Annotated in this window: 16 protein-coding genes; 7 read left to right on the top strand and 9 right to left on the bottom strand. The window is 68.6% G+C overall.

The genetic code is table 11. The features are described 5' to 3' along the window. Positions 1–22: 22 nt before the first annotated feature. Positions 23–895, bottom strand: a complete 873-nt coding sequence (locus BLS34_RS08080) for a peptidylprolyl isomerase (RefSeq protein ID WP_175474150.1) — start codon at positions 893–895, stop codon at positions 23–25. Positions 896–1,099: 204 nt separating this feature from the next. Then, positions 1,100–1,909: a hypothetical protein gene (locus BLS34_RS08075; protein ID WP_028793331.1), complete on the bottom strand. Its 810-nt coding sequence runs from the start codon at positions 1,907–1,909 to the stop codon at positions 1,100–1,102. 242 nt (positions 1,910–2,151) lie between these two features. Here BLS34_RS08075 and secA point away from each other — a divergent pair, with 242 nt between their 5' ends. After that, on the top strand, positions 2,152–4,917 hold the full coding sequence (gene secA, locus BLS34_RS08070) for a preprotein translocase subunit SecA (RefSeq protein ID WP_028793330.1): 2,766 nt from the start codon (positions 2,152–2,154) through the stop codon (positions 4,915–4,917). Positions 4,918–5,090: 173 nt separating this feature from the next. Further along, positions 5,091–6,536, top strand: a complete 1,446-nt coding sequence (locus tag BLS34_RS08065) for an FAD-binding oxidoreductase (RefSeq protein ID WP_093149495.1) — start codon at positions 5,091–5,093, stop codon at positions 6,534–6,536. A gap of 281 nt (positions 6,537–6,817) precedes the next feature. Here BLS34_RS08065 and BLS34_RS08060 read toward each other — a convergent pair whose 3' ends face one another. After that, on the bottom strand, positions 6,818–8,026 hold the full coding sequence (locus BLS34_RS08060) for an MFS transporter (RefSeq protein WP_028793328.1): 1,209 nt from the start codon (positions 8,024–8,026) through the stop codon (positions 6,818–6,820). A 75-nt stretch (positions 8,027–8,101) separates the two neighbouring features. On the opposite strand from BLS34_RS08060, the gene BLS34_RS08055 reads away from it, so the two are divergent. Both BLS34_RS08055 and BLS34_RS08050 read left to right on the top strand, forming a co-directional pair. Continuing rightward, on the top strand, positions 8,102–8,941 hold the full coding sequence (locus BLS34_RS08055; RefSeq protein WP_093149692.1) for an AraC family transcriptional regulator: 840 nt from the start codon (positions 8,102–8,104) through the stop codon (positions 8,939–8,941). Continuing rightward, positions 8,938–10,110 carry an amidohydrolase family protein gene (locus BLS34_RS08050; protein ID WP_093149489.1) on the top strand — a complete coding sequence of 391 codons (1,173 nt, stop codon included), beginning with the start codon at positions 8,938–8,940 and terminating at the stop codon, positions 10,108–10,110. Before BLS34_RS08055 ends, BLS34_RS08050 begins: the two co-directional genes overlap by 4 nt. 144 nt (positions 10,111–10,254) lie before the next feature. On the opposite strand, the gene BLS34_RS08045 is transcribed toward BLS34_RS08050, so the two are convergent. Continuing rightward, positions 10,255–10,578, bottom strand: a complete 324-nt coding sequence (locus BLS34_RS08045) for an NIPSNAP family protein (RefSeq protein ID WP_028793326.1) — start codon at positions 10,576–10,578, stop codon at positions 10,255–10,257. Positions 10,579–10,801: 223 nt separating this feature from the next. On the opposite strand from BLS34_RS08045, the gene BLS34_RS08040 reads away from it, so the two are divergent. Continuing rightward, the gene (locus BLS34_RS08040) at positions 10,802–11,716 is read left to right on the top strand and encodes a 2-dehydropantoate 2-reductase (RefSeq protein ID WP_028793325.1); all 915 of its coding nucleotides are present in this window, start codon (positions 10,802–10,804) and stop codon (positions 11,714–11,716) included. A gap of 249 nt (positions 11,717–11,965) precedes the next feature. Here the strand turns inward: BLS34_RS08040 and BLS34_RS08035 are convergent, their stop codons facing one another. Together BLS34_RS08035 and fabI are read right to left on the bottom strand one after the other, a co-directional pair. Further along, on the bottom strand, positions 11,966–13,288 hold the full coding sequence (locus BLS34_RS08035; protein ID WP_093149487.1) for an acetyl-CoA hydrolase/transferase family protein: 1,323 nt from the start codon (positions 13,286–13,288) through the stop codon (positions 11,966–11,968). Between the two features lie 31 nt (positions 13,289–13,319). Then, positions 13,320–14,087, bottom strand: coding sequence for an enoyl-ACP reductase FabI (gene fabI, locus BLS34_RS08030; RefSeq protein ID WP_093149484.1), 768 nt, complete (start codon positions 14,085–14,087; stop codon positions 13,320–13,322). Positions 14,088–14,254: 167 nt separating this feature from the next. On the opposite strand from fabI, the gene BLS34_RS08025 reads away from it, so the two are divergent. Beyond that, positions 14,255–15,037 carry a metallophosphoesterase gene (locus BLS34_RS08025; protein ID WP_169400823.1) on the top strand — a complete coding sequence of 261 codons (783 nt, stop codon included), beginning with the start codon at positions 14,255–14,257 and terminating at the stop codon, positions 15,035–15,037. Positions 15,038–15,116: 79 nt separating this feature from the next. Here the strand turns inward: BLS34_RS08025 and BLS34_RS08020 are convergent, their stop codons facing one another. The 3 genes from BLS34_RS08020 to BLS34_RS08010 are packed head-to-tail and all read right to left on the bottom strand — an operon-like array spanning position 15,117 to position 16,864. After that, positions 15,117–15,827 carry a TIGR00266 family protein gene (locus tag BLS34_RS08020; protein ID WP_093149483.1) on the bottom strand — a complete coding sequence of 237 codons (711 nt, stop codon included), beginning with the start codon at positions 15,825–15,827 and terminating at the stop codon, positions 15,117–15,119. Positions 15,828–15,867: 40 nt separating this feature from the next. After that, on the bottom strand, positions 15,868–16,170 hold the full coding sequence (locus BLS34_RS08015; protein ID WP_038013651.1) for an AzlD family protein: 303 nt from the start codon (positions 16,168–16,170) through the stop codon (positions 15,868–15,870). Then, entirely contained in the window at positions 16,163–16,864 is a 702-nt protein-coding gene (locus BLS34_RS08010) for an AzlC family ABC transporter permease (RefSeq protein WP_093149481.1), read from the bottom strand. The genes BLS34_RS08015 and BLS34_RS08010 overlap by 8 nt, the downstream gene beginning before the upstream one ends. Positions 16,865–16,901: 37 nt before the next feature. Between BLS34_RS08010 and BLS34_RS08005 the strand changes: the two genes are divergently transcribed. Continuing rightward, on the top strand, positions 16,902–17,492 hold the full coding sequence (locus tag BLS34_RS08005) for a CGNR zinc finger domain-containing protein (RefSeq protein ID WP_175474149.1): 591 nt from the start codon (positions 16,902–16,904) through the stop codon (positions 17,490–17,492). Positions 17,493–17,538 lie beyond the last annotated feature (46 nt).

Raw genomic sequence — 17,538 nt, 5'->3', positions numbered from 1 at the left:
GTGCAGAGGCGGGATCAGCGGGTCACTCGGCCGGGACCAGCGGCTTGCCGGTCGGCCCGAAGCGCTCGATCTTGGTGTCGCCGCGCAGCTTCTCCAGGCGGGCCTGGATCAGCTCGCGGGTCATCTCGGCGGTCAACTGGTCGTGCATATCCTCGAAGCTCGGGGCATCGGCGGTGCGCTTCTCCTCCAGCAGGATGACGTGCCAGCCGAACTGGCTCTTCACCGGCTCCTTGGTATAGGTGCCCGGCTCCAGCGCGAAGGCGGCGGCGGAGAATTCCGGCACCATCTGGCCGGCCTGGAACCAGCCGAGATCACCGCCCTGGGCGGCCGACGGGCCGGTCGACTTCTCGGCGGCAAGCTTGGTGAACTCCGCACCGTCGTTCAGTTCGGCGATCACCGCCTGGGCATCCTCCTCGCTGTCCAGCAGGATATGGCGGGCCTTGGCCTCTTCCTCGCCCGTCTGGCCGGCGACGGCCTCCTCATAGCGCTTGCGCAGGGCGTCCTCGGTCACCTCCGAGGCGATCGTCTGGGTCAGATACGCCTCGGCGATGACCTGATCGGCCGCCTCCTCGATCTTCGCCTTCACCTCGTCCTGGTCGGCGATGCCGCTGGCGCGCGCCGCACGGGTGATCAGGATCTGATCGACCGCCCGGTTCAGCATCGGCTCGTAGATCGCCTCCAGCGGAACCTGCTGATACTGAGCCGGCAGCTGGCTGCGCATCACCATCAGTTCGCCCAGCGTCACTTCCTTGTCACCGACGCGGGCGACCACGGTGGACGGGTCGACGTCGGAGGCGGCTCCGGCGGGAGCCGGCGTCTGCGCGACCACCGGTCCGCAGAATACGAGGCTGAGCGCCACCGAAGCGGCGGCGGTCGCGTGGCGCAGGGAGAGCATGGAACGTCCTTTCGAAACTTTCTTTACGGGTCTGTGTGCCCGTCTCGGATCAGCCTGGCTCGGTACGACGGACCGAGGCCCGTCGTCGATGGCCGGCAGGCGTATCAGATCGCCCGGTGGGCCACAAGAAAGCGCTGGTACACCGCGAGCCATGACACAACGATGGGACGATTGCCGGCCGCGGCAACCTGTCCCCGCCGCCCATCACCCGCTCCAGGTCGGGTCGAAGGGGACATGCACGTCCAGGTCCATGACCCAGCCGCCGTCGCGCGCCGGGTCGAAATCGCTGCCTTCGGCCCGGATCAGCACGCAGACCCCCTCTGTATCCTTGCTGATACCGAAGCGCGGCAGGTCGCGGCGGGCCTTGTCGACGATGGCGTTGGCGGTGGTGGCCTGGCCTTCGGTCTCGCCGGAATCCACGAAGAACCCGGGGGTGGGATCCTGCACGGCGCCCGAGGCCCGGATGTCGAAGACCACGCCCTTGGTGCGGAAGGTGAAGGCCCGGCGGAAATGCACGCCGCCGACCTCGATGGCCAACCCGCCATGGCCGGCATCGACCGTGAGCCGCACATCCTCGAACGAGATGCCGACCGGCAGGCCTTCGTGATCGGCCGCATAGGTACGGTACTGGGCGATTGCGACGCGCACCCACTCCAGGGCTTCGGACGCGAAGGCATCCGCGAGGCCGGCGGTGCGCTCCGGCGGCACGCCCAGCAGGGTCTCCGCCATCTGGCGCAGCGCCTGACCGGCCCGGCGCAGGATCGCCTCAAGGTCGCCGCCGCCCAGGATCGCCGCCGCCCGGGACATGACCACCTCCGGCTGGCCGACCGCCGCGCCGGCGCCGCCATAGGCACGGTTGGCCCGGCGCATCGCCGCCCGGCTGGCGGCGGACGCCCGGCCGGTCCCGCCGTCGGTCGCGCCGCTGTCGGCGTTGTCGGCGGTGTCGGCGGTGTCGTCGCCGTCGTCATCGACCCGCCGGGACGGATCCTCCGGCCGCTCGCCTCGATGGCGCACGCGCACGCCTCCGGCCCCCGCTGCGTTTTGCACCGCAACGGGACGTGTGGGCGTCGTAGGGGTGATCGCGTCGACCATGATAGGTTAAGAATGGGTTAACCTTGACCTAAAGGCAATAAATCCGCCCGCTTCCGGCGAACTTTCCCCGGACCCCGCTTGCGTTGACAGGGCAGGTCTCGCCCCCTAAATCTGCTGCTCGAACCGCCGCGTCGGCTGGCGCGCGCACTTTTCGGGGACCATCCATGTTCGGCGGCATTGCCAGAGCCCTCTTCGGCTCGCAAAACGATCGTATTCTCAAAGGCTTGCGAAAGCACATCGAGACCATCAACGGTCTCGAGGGCGAAATGGCCGCGCTCTCCGACGAGGCGCTCCAGGCCAAAACCGCGGCCTTCCGGGAGCGTCTGGCCGCCGGAGAAACGGTCGACGACCTGATGGAGGAGGCCTTCGCGGTGGTCCGCGAGGCCGCCAAGCGGGTCCTCGGGCAGCGACATTTCGACGTACAGCTGCTCGGCGGCATCGTCCTGCACCAGGGCAAGATCTCCGAAATGAAGACCGGTGAAGGCAAGACCCTGGTCGCCACCCTGCCGGTCTATCTGAACGCCCTGCCCGCCAAGGGCGTGCATGTGGTCACCGTGAACGACTACCTGGCCCAGCGCGATGCCGCCTGGATGGGCCGGATCTACAGTTTCCTCGGCCTGACCGTGGGCTGCATCGTGCACGGCCTGGACGACAGCCAGCGCAAGGCGGCCTATGCCTGCGATGTGACCTACGGCACGAACAACGAGTTCGGTTTCGACTATCTGCGCGACAACATGAAGTTCCGGCTGGAGGACATGGCCCAGCGGGAATTCCATTACGCCATCGTCGACGAGGTGGACTCGATCCTGATCGACGAGGCGCGCACGCCACTGATCATCTCCGGCCCGGCGGACGACAGCTCCGATCTGTACCGCAAGATCGACGCGCTGATCCCGAGCCTGAAGGAAGAGCATTACGAGAAGGACGAGAAGCAGCGCACCGTCGCCCTCACCGACGAGGGCACCGAAGAGATCGAGCGTCTGCTGACCGAGGCCGGCATCCTGCAGACCGGCGCGCTCTACGACGTGAACAATGTCAGCCTGGTGCACCATGCCAACCAGGCCCTGCGCGCCCACAAGCTGTTCTCGCGCGACACCGACTACATGCTGAAAGACGACAAGGTCGTCATCATCGACGAGTTCACCGGCCGCGCGATGGAGGGCCGGCGCTATTCCGACGGCCTGCACCAGGCGCTGGAGGCCAAGGAGCGGGTCACCGTCCAGAACGAGAACCAGACGCTGGCCTCGATCACCTTCCAGAACTATTTCCGCCTTTATCCGAAGCTCGCCGGCATGACCGGCACGGCGCTGACCGAGGCGGCCGAGTTCCAGGAAATCTACGAGCTGGAAGTCGTCGAGATCCCGACCAACGTCCCGGTCGCCCGCCTGGACGAGGACGACGAGGTCTACCGCTCCGCGCGGGAGAAGTACGACGCGGTCGTCGAGATGATCGAGGAATGCCGCCTGCGCGGGCAGCCGGTCCTGGTCGGCACGGTTTCGATCGAGAAGTCGGAGGCCGTCGCCGAGGTCCTCAAGCAGCGAAAGATCCCGCACGAGGTCCTGAACGCCCGCTTCCACGAGCAGGAGGCCCGCATCATCGCCCAGGCCGGCCGGCCCGGCTCGGTGACCATCGCCACCAACATGGCGGGTCGCGGGACCGACATCCAGCTCGGCGGCAATATCGAGATGCGCCTCTCCCAGGCGCTCGACGGCGTCGAGGACGAGGCCAAGCGCGCGCAGATCACCGCCGAGATCACCGCCGACGTCGAGTCCGGCAAGAAGAAGGCGCTGGAAGAGGGCGGCCTGTGCGTGATCGCCACCGAGCGTCACGAGAGCCGGCGCATCGACAACCAGCTGCGCGGCCGTTCCGGCCGTCAGGGCGATCCGGGCCGCTCGAAGTTCTTCCTGTCCCTGGAAGACGATCTGATGCGCATCTTCGGGTCCGACCGCATGGACGGCATGCTGAAGAAGCTGGGCCTGCAGGACGGCGAGGCGATCGTACATCCCTGGATCAACAAGGCGCTGGAGAAGGCGCAGCAGAAGGTCGAGGCGCGCAACTTCGAGATCCGCAAGCAGCTCCTGAAGTTCGACGACGTCATGAACGACCAGCGCAAGGTCGTCTACGAGCAGCGCCGCGAGATCATGCGCCAGCCGGACGTCCACGAGATGGTCACCGACATGCGCCACGAGGTGATCGAGGACATCGTCGCCCGGGCGATCCCGGAAGGCACCTACTCCGAACAGTGGGACCTGGACGGGCTGCATGCCGAGGTGCTGCGCCTGCTCGGCCTCAACCTGCCGGTGCAGGACTGGGGCAAGGAAGAGGGCATCGCCGAGCGCGAGATCCTGGAGCGCATCCGCGACACCTCCAACCGGCGCATGGCGGAGAAGACCGTCAATTTCGGCCGCGACCTGATGCGCATGGCCGAGAAGCAGCTCCTGCTCCAACTGCTGGACCAGCAGTGGAAGGACCACCTGCTCTCGCTCGACCACCTGCGCCAGGGCATCAACCTGCGCGCCTATGCCCAGAAGGACCCGCTGAACGAGTACAAGCGCGAGGCCTTCTCCCTGTTCGAGGCGATGCTGGCCGATCTGCGCGGCCAGGTGACGTCCATGCTGTCGCATCTGGAGATCCGCACCCAGTCTCCGGAGGAGATCGAGGCGCGGATGGCCGCCGAGCGGCTGGCCCACGAGATGCACGAGACCCGGGCCGATCCGGCCCTGGCCAGCGACGTGATCGGCACCGTGGAGGACGATCAGGAGCTGCGGGCCACCGGCACCGACGGTGTGCCCCCGCCCCAGCGTTCCGCCTCCTCCCGGGTCAGCGCCGATCCGAAGGATCCCTCCACCTGGGGCAAGGTCCAGCGCAACGCGCCCTGCCCCTGCGGCTCCGGCAAGAAGTACAAGCACTGCCACGGCGCCCTGAACTGACCGGCCGCTGAGCCCCCCGTTTCCCGCCGACCGACTCCTACCGGCGGAGCCTGCGCCCGCTTCCCGTGCCACCACCGCTCCCCGCGTGGCCGGGTAGCGGACGCGGGCTTGTTCCCGCGCTCCGGCCGCCGCATGATCGCCGAAACAAACAAGATCATACCCGGAGGAAGCAGATGAACGTCGACGCGCCGTCGTCCGTTCCGGCCAAGGCCATTGCCGAGGCGATCAGCCAGATCAAGCAGGTTCTCGGCGACAAGGGGTGGCTCGAGGAGCCCACCGACACTCTGAAATACCGCACCGACTGGCGCGGCGGCACGGTCGGCGAGGCCCTGCTGGTCGCCCGCCCGGACAGCACCGAGCAGGTCTCCCGGGTCGTCCGCCTCTGCCACGGCGCCGGCATCGCCGTGACGGCCCAGGGCGGCAATACCGGCCTGGTCCTGGGCTCGATCCCGACCGAACCGCAGCCGTCGATCGTGGTCTCCCTCGACCGCATGATGAAGATCCGGGCGCTGGACGCCGACAATTTCGCGTTGGTGGCCGAGGCCGGCTGCGTGATCCAGACCCTGCAGCAGGCCGCCGCCGAGGTCGGGCGCCTGTATCCGCTGTCGCTCGCCTCCGAAGGTTCGTCCACCGTCGGCGGGACGCTCTCGACCAATGCCGGCGGCAACAACACGATCAAGTTCGGCAATGCCCGCGAGCAGGTGCTGGGGCTGGAAGTGGTGCTGCCCGACGGCACCGTATTCGAAGGGCTGAACACCCTGCGCAAGAACAACACCGGCTACGACCTCAAGCAGCTGTTCATCGGCGCCGAGGGCACGCTCGGCATCATCACCGCCGCCGCCATGCGGCTGATGCCGGCCCCGAAGCTGCGCGAGACGGCGATGCTGTCGGTGCCCACTCCGGAAGCCGCCCAGACCCTGCTGTCGCGCGCCCGCGAGCTGTCCGGCGACACCGTCATCGCCTTCGAGCTGATGCCCCGGCGCTGCATCGATCTGGCGATGAAGCACATCGAGGGCATCGTCGATCCCATCGACACGCCCTCACCCTGGTACGTGCTGATCGAGATGGCGACGTCGTCGGAGATCGACGACCTGCGCGGCAAGCTGGAGGCAATCTTCGGCGAGGCGATGGAGAACGGCCTGGTCACCGACGGCGTGATCGCCGAGAGCGAGACCCAGCGCGCCCAGATCTGGCGCATCCGCGAGGAACAGGCCGAGGCCGGCCGGCGCGAGGGCGGGTCGATCTCCTGCGACGTGTCGGTCCCGGTGAGCCGGGTGGCGGAATTCCTGGCCCAGGCCAGGGAGATGTGCGAGCGCGAGCTGGAGGGCGTGCAACTCAACACCTTCGGCCATATGGGCGACGGCAACATCCACTACGGCATCCGCAAGCCGGAGAGCATGAGCGACGCGGCCTGGGGCCAGCGCAAGGGCGATATGTCGGACCGGATCAGCGCGCTCTGCGCCGAGTTCGGCGGCAGTTTCTCCGCCGAGCACGGCATCGGCGGCCTCAAGCGCGAGGACTTCCGCCGCTACACCCCGCCGAGCCGGGTCGCCCTGATGCAGGCCATCAAGGCCGCCATCGACCCCGACGGCGTCATGAACCCGGGGAAGATCTTCTAGAACAAATCACGATCAGATGGAAACATCTGCTCGTGTGAGCTTGCTCTATCTTATTGTTTTAGAGGCAAATTCACTGACCATATTGAATCATGAAATGATTCAATATGGTCAGATTTGGCTCTAGGGGGACCAAACTACCCCCATCGTCTTCCCGGCCTTGAGCCGGGATCCAGGACAGGAGCGGCTGGAGCGTTCGAGGTCTTCCCTGAAACGCTCCAGCAAGCGTCGCCCTCGGTCCCGACGCAGGTCCGGGAAGACGGCAAACGGGTTGGTGCTTCCCCTCACTCCCCCGGCTGCGGCGCCGCGAGCGGGCGGGTGCGGGGCAGGAAGATCACCGCCACCGTGATCACCGCCGCGCACCCGGCGCAGATGAGAAACAGCGTCGAGAACCCAGCCCCGAAGGCGTGCAGCCCCGAGATCGCCGGCACCGCCGTCGCCGCGATGGCAAAGGACAGCACGTACTTGATCGCATAGACCCGCCCGCGCCAGTGCTCAGGCGTGTTGCGGGCGATCAGGGTGTCGGTGATCGGGATCTGACCGAAGACCAGCATCATCATCGCCAGCGACACCGCCAGCATCACCGAGCCGGTCGCCTGGGCCGCGACCAGGAACACCGCCACGTCGCCGAGCGCGAGCAGCAGGAACACCAGCTTGGTCGAATACCGGTCGATCAGATGGCCGACCGCGATCTGGGTGAAGGCCGCGACCGCGTAGACCAGGGCGATCAGCGAGCCGGCCTCCGTCCCGCTCACCGCCAGCGACGCCACCTGCTTGTCGTCGAACACCTTGGGCAGCGAGATCGTGGTCGCGTTGAAGATGAAGCCGCCGAACGCCGTGGCGACGAAGACCACCGCCAGCACCGTCTTCCAGTCGGCGGCGGGCTGCGCCCCCGTCTTGCGCGCCACGGTGCCCGCATGGGTCGCCGCCTGCCCCGCCGCCGAGCGGCAATGCAGCATCCACAGCACGCCGATCGCCACCGCGAGGCAGCCCGGCACGACGAAGGCGAAGCGCCAGCCCGCCAGATCGGCGAGCGCCCCGGCGACCAGGGCCGAGGCGGCCACACCCATGTTGCCCCAGACCCCGTTCACCCCGAGCCGCTTTCCGACCTTGCCGCCTGCCGCCGCGGCACCCTGGCTGACCATGGCGATGCCGACCGGATGATAGATCGCCGCGAACATGCCGATCAGGAACAGGCAGACCGCGATCTGCCAGCGCTCCTGGGCCAGGCCGGTCAACGCCGTGGTGGCGCCGATGCCGACGAAGAACACCGCCAGCATGGTCTCCCGGCTCCAGCGATCCGCCAGCCAACCCGCCGGCAGAGAGAACGCCCCGAACGCGATGAAGCCGCCGGTGGAGAGCACCAGGATCTCGGCGTAGCTCGCCCCCATCTCCGCCGCCATGATCACCGCCACGGCGGGGAACAGCAGCATCATCAGATGGTCGACCGCGTGGCCGATGTTGAGAAACAGGAACCGGGTGTCGAGACGCATGCAATCCTCCCGCGAGCGATGACGCCCCATCCTCCATCTTGTCCGCCTTGCCGTCCTTCGACAGACTGTCAATCGATGTTGCAAACAGGACAAGACAACCGGAACCGGGTCAGCCCCGGCGGCGGCAGCCCGGACGTCCGCGACCGCCAGCACTGGCCGAAGGCGATCGTCGGCTATGCGGTCGACTACGTGCCCGGCCATTCCACCGGCTGGCACCAGCACGATCGCGACCAGCTGGTCCATGGCGAGCGCGGGGTGATGACGGTGCGCACCGACGACGGCGCCTGGATCGTGCCGCCGGGCTACGCGGTCTGGGTGCCCGCCGGGGTGGTGCACGAAGTCCGCGCCGCCTCTGCCGTGGCCATGCGCACGCTCTACCTGCGCCGCGACGCCGGCGTGCCGATCGGGCCGCGCTGCCGGGTGGTGTCGGTCCCGACATTGGTGCGGGCGCTGATCTCCCGGGTGGTGGCGCTGCCCCGGGACTATCCGGAGACCGGCGCCGAGGCCCGGCTGGTGGCGGTGCTGGCCGACGAGCTGGCGGACCTGCCCTCGGCCCCGCTCGACTTGCCGCTGCCGCGCGACCGCCGGGCGCTGGCCGTGGCCGACGCGCTGATCGCCGATCCGGCGGACGGGCGCGACCTGGCCGACTGGGGCAAACGGGCGGGGGCCAGCACCCGCACCCTGGCCCGGCTGTTCCAGGGGGAGACGGGGATGTCCTTCGGCCGCTGGCGCCAGCGCCGCCGCCTGCTCGCCGCCCTGGAGCGGCTAGCCGCCGGCGAGCCGGTGACGGCCGTCGCCCTCGACCTCGGCTATGCCAGCCCGAGCGCCTTCATCGCCATGTTCCGCCGCACCCTCGGCGCCCCGCCGACGCGATACCTGAAGACCCCGCCCCACCGCCAAGGATCCGCCGGATGACCGAGACCCGCTTCCGCAACGCCCGCCTGCCCGATCGCGGGACCGTCGACATCACGATCCGCGACGGCCTATTCGCCGCCTTCGACGCGCACGGCGGGACCGACGACGAGGATCTGGGCGGCAAGCTGGTGCTGCCGGGGCTGATCGACGGGCATATCCACCTGGACAAGACCTTCCTCGGCCTGCCCTGGCGACCGCACCGGGCCGGGCCGACCGTGCCCCACCGGATCGCGGCGGAGAAGGACGGGCGGTCAGACCTCGCCCTGTCGGTGGAGCAGCGGGCGAGGAACTTCCTGGCCCGCGAGGCGGCGAACGGCACGGTCGCCCTGCGAAGCCACGTGGATATCGACCCCGAGAGCAAGCTGGACCACCTGCACCAGGTATTGGCGGCGCGCGAAGCCTTTGCCGGCATCGTCGACGTGCAGCTCGTCGCCTTCCCGCAGTCCGGCGTCCTGATCGCGCCCGGCGTCGCCGAGCTGCTGGACGCCGCCCTGTCGGAGGGGGCGGAGCTGATCGGCGGCATCGATCCGGTCGGGATCGAGGGCGACATGGAGGGGCATCTGGACGTGATCTTCGGCCTCGCCGAGAAGCACGGGGTCGGGGTGGACATCCACCTGCACGACCCGGGGCATCGCGGCGCGCTGGAGCTGCGCGCCGTCGCCGAGCGGACCGCGGCCCTGGGGATGCAGGGCAAGGTCACGGTCAGCCATGCCTTCGCGCTGGCCACCGTGGACGACCGCACGCTCGACCTCACCATCGCCGACCTGCGCGATGCCGACGTGGCGATCCTGACCAGCGCCCCCGGGACCGGATACCTGATCCCGGTGGTGAAGCTGCGCGAGGCGGGGGTGCGGGTCTTCGCCGGGTCGGACAACGTCCGCGACGCCTGGTCGCCCTTCGGCAACGGCGACATGCTGGAGCGGGCGATGCTGGTGGCCTATCGGGCGGGCCTGCGCACCGACGAGGGCATCGCGCTCGCCTTCGACCTGTGCGCCGGTGCGGCGGCCCAGGCGATCGGGTACGGACCCTACGGGCTGGAGATCGGCGCGCGGGCGGATTTCGTGGCGGTCGCGGCCGAGACCCTGGCCGAGGCGGTGGTCGACCGGCCGATGCGCGCACTCGTGGTCAAGGGCGGCCGGGTGACGGCGCGGGACGGGGCCGTGGTTTAAGACTTCCCGATCGTCATCCTGGGGCCGCCCGGACTTGATCCGGGAGGCGCCCGGGACCCAGGCCCCGTCACTCGAACCGGGTCCCGGCCGAGCTCCGGGTCAAGCCCGGAGCTCGGCCGGGATGACGATGAGGCGTAAAGCCGCTCAGCGCTTGTACGGATAGAAGCTCACGTCGTTGAACAGGCTGTTCTCCTGCTTCTCCAGGGCGCCCAGCTTGGCGCTCTCCTGGGTATAGGCGATCCAGTCCGGATCCTTCCACATGGCGGCGCGCTTGGCCTCACGGTCGCCCGCGCTCTCATAGGCCCAGATGTGGATGTAGCAGTTCGGGTCGCCGGTCTCGCATTTGGCGTAGAGCACCGGGTCGCCCAGATGCTTGGCCTGGGGTGCCTTGCCCAGGCGCTCGTAGAGCTCGAGATGTTTGCCGATGGTGCCGGGACGGCAGGTGTATTTGCGCACGTCGAACAGCATGATGATTTCCTCCTGGATCGCGTTCTTGGCGAGTGCCGCGGCGAGAGTAGCGCAGGCAGGCCGCCACGAAAGCCCCCCGGATTGCCCCGCTGATCGCCCCACTGATCGCCCCGCTGATTTCCCACCGAATACCCCGGCGATTGTGCAGTAGCGAAAAGCGGGTTGCGCCGCGCGGGCGCCATGCCGTCAACTGCGCCCACTGCAACCGGCCCCAGGATCGCCCATGACCTCCACCGCTTCCTCGCGTCAGCGTGTCGCCGTCATCGGCCTCGGGGGCATCGGCGGTGCGGCCGCCGGCGCGCTGACCCATGCCGGCCGGCACGACGTGATCGCCTGCGGCCGCCGCCCGCTGGAGCGGATGCGGGTCGACCTGCCCGACGAGAGCGTCGAGGTGGCGATGACCGTGCTGACCGATCCGGCGGACGCCTCCCCGGTCGACTGGGTGCTGCTGACCACCAAGGCCCAGGACACCGACGGCGCCGGCGCTTGGCTGCGCGCGCTGTGCGGACCGGATACCACCGTCGCCGTCATGCAGAACGGCATCGACCACGCCGAGCGGATCGCCTCCTATGCCGGCGGTGCGGAGGCCCTGCCGGTGATCGTCTACTACAACGGCGAGCGGATCGCCGACGACCATGTGCGCATGCGCCATATCAGCGACGCCGACATCGCCCTGCCGGACACCGACACCGCCCAGGCCTTCATCGACCTGCTCGAAGGCACGCCGATCCAGGCGGTGCGCGCGCCCGATTTCACCGCCCGGCAGTGGCAGAAGCTGCTGATCAACATCGTGGTCAACCCGGTCACCGCCCTGACCCGTCAGCGCCAGGGGGTGCTGCAGCGCGAGGACATCCAGACCCTCACCACGGCGCTGCTGGAGGAAGCGGCCGCCGTCGCCGAGGCGGAAGGAGCCGGCCTGCCGGCCAGTGTCGCCGCCGATACCCAGCGCCTGGTCCTCACCTTCCCGCACGATGCCGGCTCGTCGATGTATTTCGACGCGCTGGCCGGCCGCCGCCTGGAGGCCGAAGCGCTGACCGGCGCCGTGGTCCGCGCCGGCGCGCGGCACGGCATCCCCACCCCGATGAACGGCGCGATGCTGGCGCTGCTGCGGGCGCTGAGCGACGGGATGGGGACGTGACGGACCGGCGGTAATTGTACCCGTCGTCCCTACAAATCAGGACCTTGCCAAGCTCTGTCCACCCCTCTCCGTCGTCCTGACGAAAGTCAGGACCCTGCGCCGAAGGCCGGTCACAGGTACCAACGGGCGGCGGTCGGAGCAGGCTGCGACGTCAGGGGCTTGATCCTGATTTGCATCGGGATGGCGGCGCGGGAGCGGAAGCCTGATCCTGAATCGCACCAGGAGGACGGCTGATGTCGGGCGGGTGCCTCACATCAGCCCGATCGCCTTCGCCTCCGCCGCCAGCGAGTCCCGGAAATCCGGGTGCGCGATGGCGATCAGCGACCGGGCGCGCTCGCTCAGCGACCGGCCCTTCATATCCGCCATGCCGAATTCGGTGACGATGAACTGGGTGTCCACCCGCGGATCGGTGACGGTGGTGTTGGCGAGCTGCGGCACGATCCGACTGACCGAGCCGCCCTTGGCGGTCGAATGCAGGGCGATGAACGACTTGCCGTGGGGGGCCAGATAGGCGCCTCGCACGAAGTCGAGCTGGCCACCGGTGCCGCTGAACTGGTGGCCGTTCAGCGCCTCGGAATTCACCTGTCCGGTCAGGTCGACCTGCAGGGCGGCGTTCACCGAAATCATGTGGCGGTTCTTGCGGATCACCGCCGGGTTGTTCACCCAGGTCGCCGGATAGCCGACGATGGACGGGTTGTCGTCCATGAAGTCGTACATGTCGGCATCGCCCAGGGCCAAGGTGAAGACGTGCTTGTAGCGCATGATCGTCTTGGCCTCGCCGGTCAGGACCCCGCGGCGCATGAGCTCGATCATCGGCGGCGACAGCAGTTCGGAATGCAGGCCGAGCCGCTTGTGCCCGCGCAGCTCCGCCAGCACCGCCTCCGGCACCCCGCCGACCCCCATCTGCAGCGTCGCCTCGTTCGGGATCAGGGCGGCGATCGACTTGCCGATGAGAAGATCCTCCGCCCCCGGCGCGTGCGAGGGCAGCTCCATCAGCGGCGCGTCATGCTCGATCACCGCGTCGACCTGGCTGATATGCAGCAGGTTCTCGCCGAAGGTGCGCGGCATGTTGCGGTTGACCTCGACGATCACCCGCCGCGCCTTGCGCACCAGCTCCGCGGCATAGTCCGGGTTGGTGCCCAGGCTGAAATGCCCCGAGCGGTCCATCGGCGAGACGGTGGTCACGAAGGTGTCGGGCCGGATCTGCTCGGTCAACAGGCGGCCGACCTGGTGGAACATGGAGGGCACGAAATGCACCCAGACTTCGCCCCGCTTCAGTCCCTCCTCGGCGAAGGCCCGGTCGTGGCCGCTCATGAACAGGACGTTGAGCTTGAGCACGTCCATCAGCTCCGGCTTCAGGATCGTCTCGGTCGCCGCCCTGCTGCCGTGCATGTAGTAGAGGTTCAATCGGCTCAGCCCCCGGCGCTCCCGCGCCCGCTCGGCCAGGGCCGCCATGAACGCCGGCGGCATCGCCACGCCCATGCCCAGCACGAGGGTGCTGGCGTCGTCCAGACTGTCGGCGGCATCCGGTGCGCTGACGGTCTTGGCGGCAAGATCGGTATCGTAAGCCATCGTGCGCTCCCTCTGTTCCAACACCGGGGGCTCAGCCCACCACGTTGTAGCCGTTATCCACATAGACCACGTTGCCGGTCATCCCGGCCGCGGCCTCCGATGCGAGGAAGGCGGCAACGTCGCCGACCTGTTCGATGGTGACCAGCGCGTGGTTCGGCGCCCGGGCCGCCGCCTGGTCCATCAGCTCGTCGAACCGGTCGATCCCCGACGCCGCCCGGGTCTTCAGCGGGCCGGGCGACACCGCATAGACCCGGATGTTCTTGGGCCCCAGTTCCACCGCCAGGTAGCGCACGCTCGCCTCCAGCGCCGCCTTCACCGGTCCCATCAGGTTGTAGCGGTCGACGACCTTCTCGGCGCCGTAATAGCTCATGGTCATCAGCGCACCGCCGTCTTTCATCAGCGGCTCGGCGTGCCGGGCCATGCGGATGAAGGAATGGCAGGACACGTTCATCGCCATGTCGAACCCCTCGCGCGAGCAGTCGGTGACCCGTCCGTGCAGGTCCTCGCGCGGCGCGAAGGCGATGGAGTGCAGCAGGAATTCCAGCTTTCCCCAGCGCTCTGCCAGCGCCGCGAACAGCGCCTCCACCTGTCCCTCCTCGCGCACGTCGCAGGGCAGAAACAGCTCCGCCCCCAGGGCCGCGCTCAGCGGCTCCGTATAGGGCCGGGCCTTGTCGTTCAGATAGGTGACCGCCAGCTCGGCACCGGCCTCGCGAAAGGCCTGGGCGCAACCGAAGGCGATGGACCGGTCGTTGGCGATGCCGACGACGAGCCCCTTCTTACCATGGAGCGAGAGTTTCATGAGCTGGTCCCGTGTCTGTGAAGGGCGCGGCCGCGAACCGCCCCCGATTGACCCCTGTCATTGTGCAACGCAGCAGAGCTGCCGCAACCGTACAGTGATCCAGATCAACACGTCTCAGACTTCAAGAAAGCTTCACAATCGGCCCGGCGGCGTGTTCATTTATGCCCATGATCTCCATATCCCACGGCGAATGGCTCGAAACACCCAAGCCCGCCGCCTCAGACCACCTGATCTGCGCCATCGGCGACGTTCACGGGCGCGCCGATCTTCTCGAACCGCTGCTGGAAGCCCTATCGGAGGACGTGTCCGGCCCGGGGGTGGAGCGGGTGACCAACATCTTTCTCGGCGACCTGATCGACCGCGGCCCGTATGTGAAGGACACGCTGGGTCTCGCCGCCGGCGGGCTGGCCATGTTCTGCGACGAACGGGTGCCGGTGGAGGACGTCCTGCTGCTCGGCAACCACGACGTCTGGCTGAAGGCGGCGCTGGAGGAGACCCTCCACGTGGACGAGCTCCATGTCTGGCAGTCCAACGGGGCGGTGGAGACCTGGCACGATTTCGCCGTCGCCGCCTCAGACCGGCCGGACCGGATCGTCGACACCCTGCGCCGGAACATGCCGGAGATCGTCGCCGAGGCGGTGGCCCGCATGGTGCCGATGCACCGGATCGGCGACTGGGTCTTCGTCCATGCCGGGCTCGATCCGCGCCGGCCGCTGGAGGACCAGCCCGAGGAGATCGTCACCTGGATCCGCGACGCCTTCCTGGAACCGGAGGACGGTTGGCCGTTCGAGGTGGTGGTGGTGCACGGCCACACCCCGGAGGAGCCCTTCGAGGAGCCGACGATCCGGCGCCACCGCATCAACCTGGACACCGGCGCGGTGTTCACCGGCGTGCTGACCGCCATCCAGATCCGCAACGACCGCATGCGCTTCGTGCAGGCGAGCGGGTAGCGCGGCGGCAGTGGAGCACGATCGTCCCCCGTCCCAGTCTTCCTGATTTGCATCAGGATGACGGGAAGGGAGGAGAGGGCTACTCCCCCGAGCGCTGCTCCTTGGGGACGAGGTCGTGCAGGGCCAGGGCCAGTTCGGCGATCGGCTGGGTCTGAATGATCACCGTGCCGGGGCCGCTGATATGGGTGACGAACAGGCCCTCGCCGCCGAACACCAGGTTCTTGACGCCGCGCTGGAACGCGATGTCGTAGTCGCAGGTCGACGAGAAGCCGACCAGGCAGCCGGTATCCACCGTCAGGGTCTCTCCCGCCGCGAGCTGGCGCTCGATCAGGGTGCCGCCGGCGCCGAGAAAGGCCCAGCCGTCGCCCTCCAGCCTCTGCAGGATCAGCCCCTCGCCGCCGAACAGGCCGGAGGTCAGCCGCTTGGTCAGCGCAACGGTGATCTCGATGCCGCGCGCCGAGGCCAGATAGGCCCGGCGCTGGCAGTAGAAGGCGCCGCCCTGCTTGGCCAGATCCAGGGGCCGGATCTGCCCCGGCATCGGCGAGGCGAAGGACACCCGGCGGCGCTGACGGCCCTCGTTGGCGAAGAAGGTCATGAAGAAGGTCTCGCCGGAGACCTTGCGCAGGATGCTGCCGAAGAAGCCGCCGGGCATCTCGGTCGACATGGTGATGTCCGGCTCCATCATCACCATGGCGCCGGCCTCGGCCTGGACCGCCTCGCCCGGATCGAGCGTGATGGTCAGCATCGGCGAGAAGTCGCCCTCGATCTCGTAGTCGATTTCGTCGGCCATCGGCCCGGCTCCCTGCGGTCAGGTTGGGGGGAGCGGCAGGCTACACCACCAGCCGGATCAGGGCGACCGCGGCCAATGCGCCGAACAGCGCGAAGATCGCGGTGATCCCGGCCCGCAGAATCGCGACGGCTACGGCGATCGCGACCGCCGCCGCCCAGCCGCCGTCGATCACGATCGGCGCCAGGATCGAGACCACCAGCGCGCCCGGCAGGTGGTTGAGCGCGCGGCGCACGAAGCCACCCTCCGGCACCAGGCCCATGAGCCAGAAGCCGGAAATCCGAGTCACCCAGGTCGCCACCGCCATGGCCAGGATCGACAGCCAGACCAGCGCGTCCTCACTCACGGCTCAGCCCTCCGACCGCCGCCCCGACGAGACCGCCGGCGACCACGTGCCAGGTCCCGTGCGGCAGGAGCGCGTGGACCACGACCGCCACCGCCGCCGCGACGACCCAGGGATGCAGGTGGCGCACGCCCGGCCAGAGCGAGGGCAGGGTGAGGGCGAAAAAGGCCGGCACGATCATGTCCACGCCGAAGGTCTTGGGATCGGCGATCAGGTTGCCCGCCGCCTGCCCCACGCCGGTGCCGGACACCCAGCCGAGCCACATGACCAGGCCGCTACCGACCAGGATGGCGGCGTCCAGCTCGCCCTTGCGCCGGACCGCCATGGCCTGGGCCCAGTTGGCGTCGGTCATCATCAGCAGGGCGGCGTGGGAGCGCAGCAGCGGCAAGCCCCTCAGCCAGGGCCGCAGGGCGGCGCCCATCACCACGTGGCGGATGTTGATGGCGAAGGCGGCGATGGCGAGGCCGAGCACGGCCGGCGGGAAGGTCCAGACATCCATCGCCACCATCTGCGAGGCACCAGCGAAGACCAGCGCGCTCATGCCCATCGCCTGGGCGAGGCTGAGCCCGGTGTCGCCGGCCAGAATCCCGAAGCCGAGACCACCGAAGAACGACGCGAAGGCCAGCGGCATGCACATCCGCGCACCGCGCCTGACGCCGTCCCAGGTGAAGATCACGGATGGGGTGTCGGATTTCATGGACAACCCTCTAACCGGTTATATAGTCATAGGCAACATGAAGCTGATGAAGCGCTCCGACAATCCGCTGCTGGCCGGGTATTACACCGGCGGCGGGCTCCTGTGTCTGGATTTCGTCAACACGGTGGACTGGCGGACGTCTGCCAACCCGGCCGAGTTTCTGACCGGCGGCGAGGCGGTGGATGCTTGGCTCGCCCTGGCGCTCGACCGGCCGCCGATGCATCTGACCGACGCGGCCGTTGCCGTGCTGCGAGACCTGCGCGAGGCCCTGTACCGGCTGATCACCGGCAGTCCCCGCAGCGGCGATCTGGCGGTCCTGAACCGGGCGCTGGGCCAGGGCGGCGACCGCCGGAGCCTGACCGAAGGACCCGACGGCTATCGCTGGGCGCCGCCGGAGGAGGCGACCGGTCTCGCCGTGCTGAAGGCCGCGCTGGCCCGAGACACCGCCGACCTGCTGGTCGACCCTGAGCGACTGGCCAAAGTGAAGGAGTGCCAGGGCAAGGGCTGCGGCTGGCTGTTCCTGGACGAGAGCCGCGGCGGCAACCGGCGCTGGTGCTCGATGCAGAGTTGCGGCAACCGGGCCAAGGCCCGTGCCCACTACCACCGATCGAAGGCCCCCAGCCCCTGAGACCTTGTACGGTCCGGCGCACGCAATATATCAAGGCAGAACTTGT

Source organism: Thalassobaculum litoreum DSM 18839, from assembly GCF_900102465.1.
GTDB classification, from domain to species: Bacteria; Pseudomonadota; Alphaproteobacteria; order Thalassobaculales; family Thalassobaculaceae; genus Thalassobaculum; species Thalassobaculum litoreum.
This window is presented reverse-complemented; position numbering and strand designations above follow the sequence as displayed.

Bases quoted from the DNA above. Each gene is read 5' to 3' on its own strand.
- BLS34_RS08080 (WP_175474150.1), bottom strand. From the start codon at position 895: ATGCTCTCCCTGCGCCACGCGACCGCCGCCGCTTCGGTGGCGCTCAGC.
- fabI (WP_093149484.1), bottom strand. From the start codon at position 14,087: ATGAAACTCTCGCTCCATGGTAAGAAGGGGCTCGTCGTCGGCATCGCC.
- BLS34_RS08065 (WP_093149495.1), top strand. From the start codon at position 5,091: ATGAACGTCGACGCGCCGTCGTCCGTTCCGGCCAAGGCCATTGCCGAG.
- BLS34_RS08005 (WP_175474149.1), top strand. From the start codon at position 16,902: ATGAAGCTGATGAAGCGCTCCGACAATCCGCTGCTGGCCGGGTATTAC.
- BLS34_RS08060 (WP_028793328.1), bottom strand. From the start codon at position 8,026: ATGCGTCTCGACACCCGGTTCCTGTTTCTCAACATCGGCCACGCGGTC.
- BLS34_RS08010 (WP_093149481.1), bottom strand. From the start codon at position 16,864: ATGAAATCCGACACCCCATCCGTGATCTTCACCTGGGACGGCGTCAGG.
- secA (WP_028793330.1), top strand. From the start codon at position 2,152: ATGTTCGGCGGCATTGCCAGAGCCCTCTTCGGCTCGCAAAACGATCGT.
- BLS34_RS08040 (WP_028793325.1), top strand. From the start codon at position 10,802: ATGACCTCCACCGCTTCCTCGCGTCAGCGTGTCGCCGTCATCGGCCTC.
- BLS34_RS08025 (WP_169400823.1), top strand. From the start codon at position 14,255: ATGATCTCCATATCCCACGGCGAATGGCTCGAAACACCCAAGCCCGCC.
- BLS34_RS08020 (WP_093149483.1), bottom strand. From the start codon at position 15,827: ATGGCCGACGAAATCGACTACGAGATCGAGGGCGACTTCTCGCCGATG.
- BLS34_RS08055 (WP_093149692.1), top strand. From the start codon at position 8,102: ATGTTGCAAACAGGACAAGACAACCGGAACCGGGTCAGCCCCGGCGGC.
- BLS34_RS08050 (WP_093149489.1), top strand. From the start codon at position 8,938: ATGACCGAGACCCGCTTCCGCAACGCCCGCCTGCCCGATCGCGGGACC.
- BLS34_RS08035 (WP_093149487.1), bottom strand. From the start codon at position 13,288: ATGGCTTACGATACCGATCTTGCCGCCAAGACCGTCAGCGCACCGGAT.
- BLS34_RS08045 (WP_028793326.1), bottom strand. From the start codon at position 10,578: ATGCTGTTCGACGTGCGCAAATACACCTGCCGTCCCGGCACCATCGGC.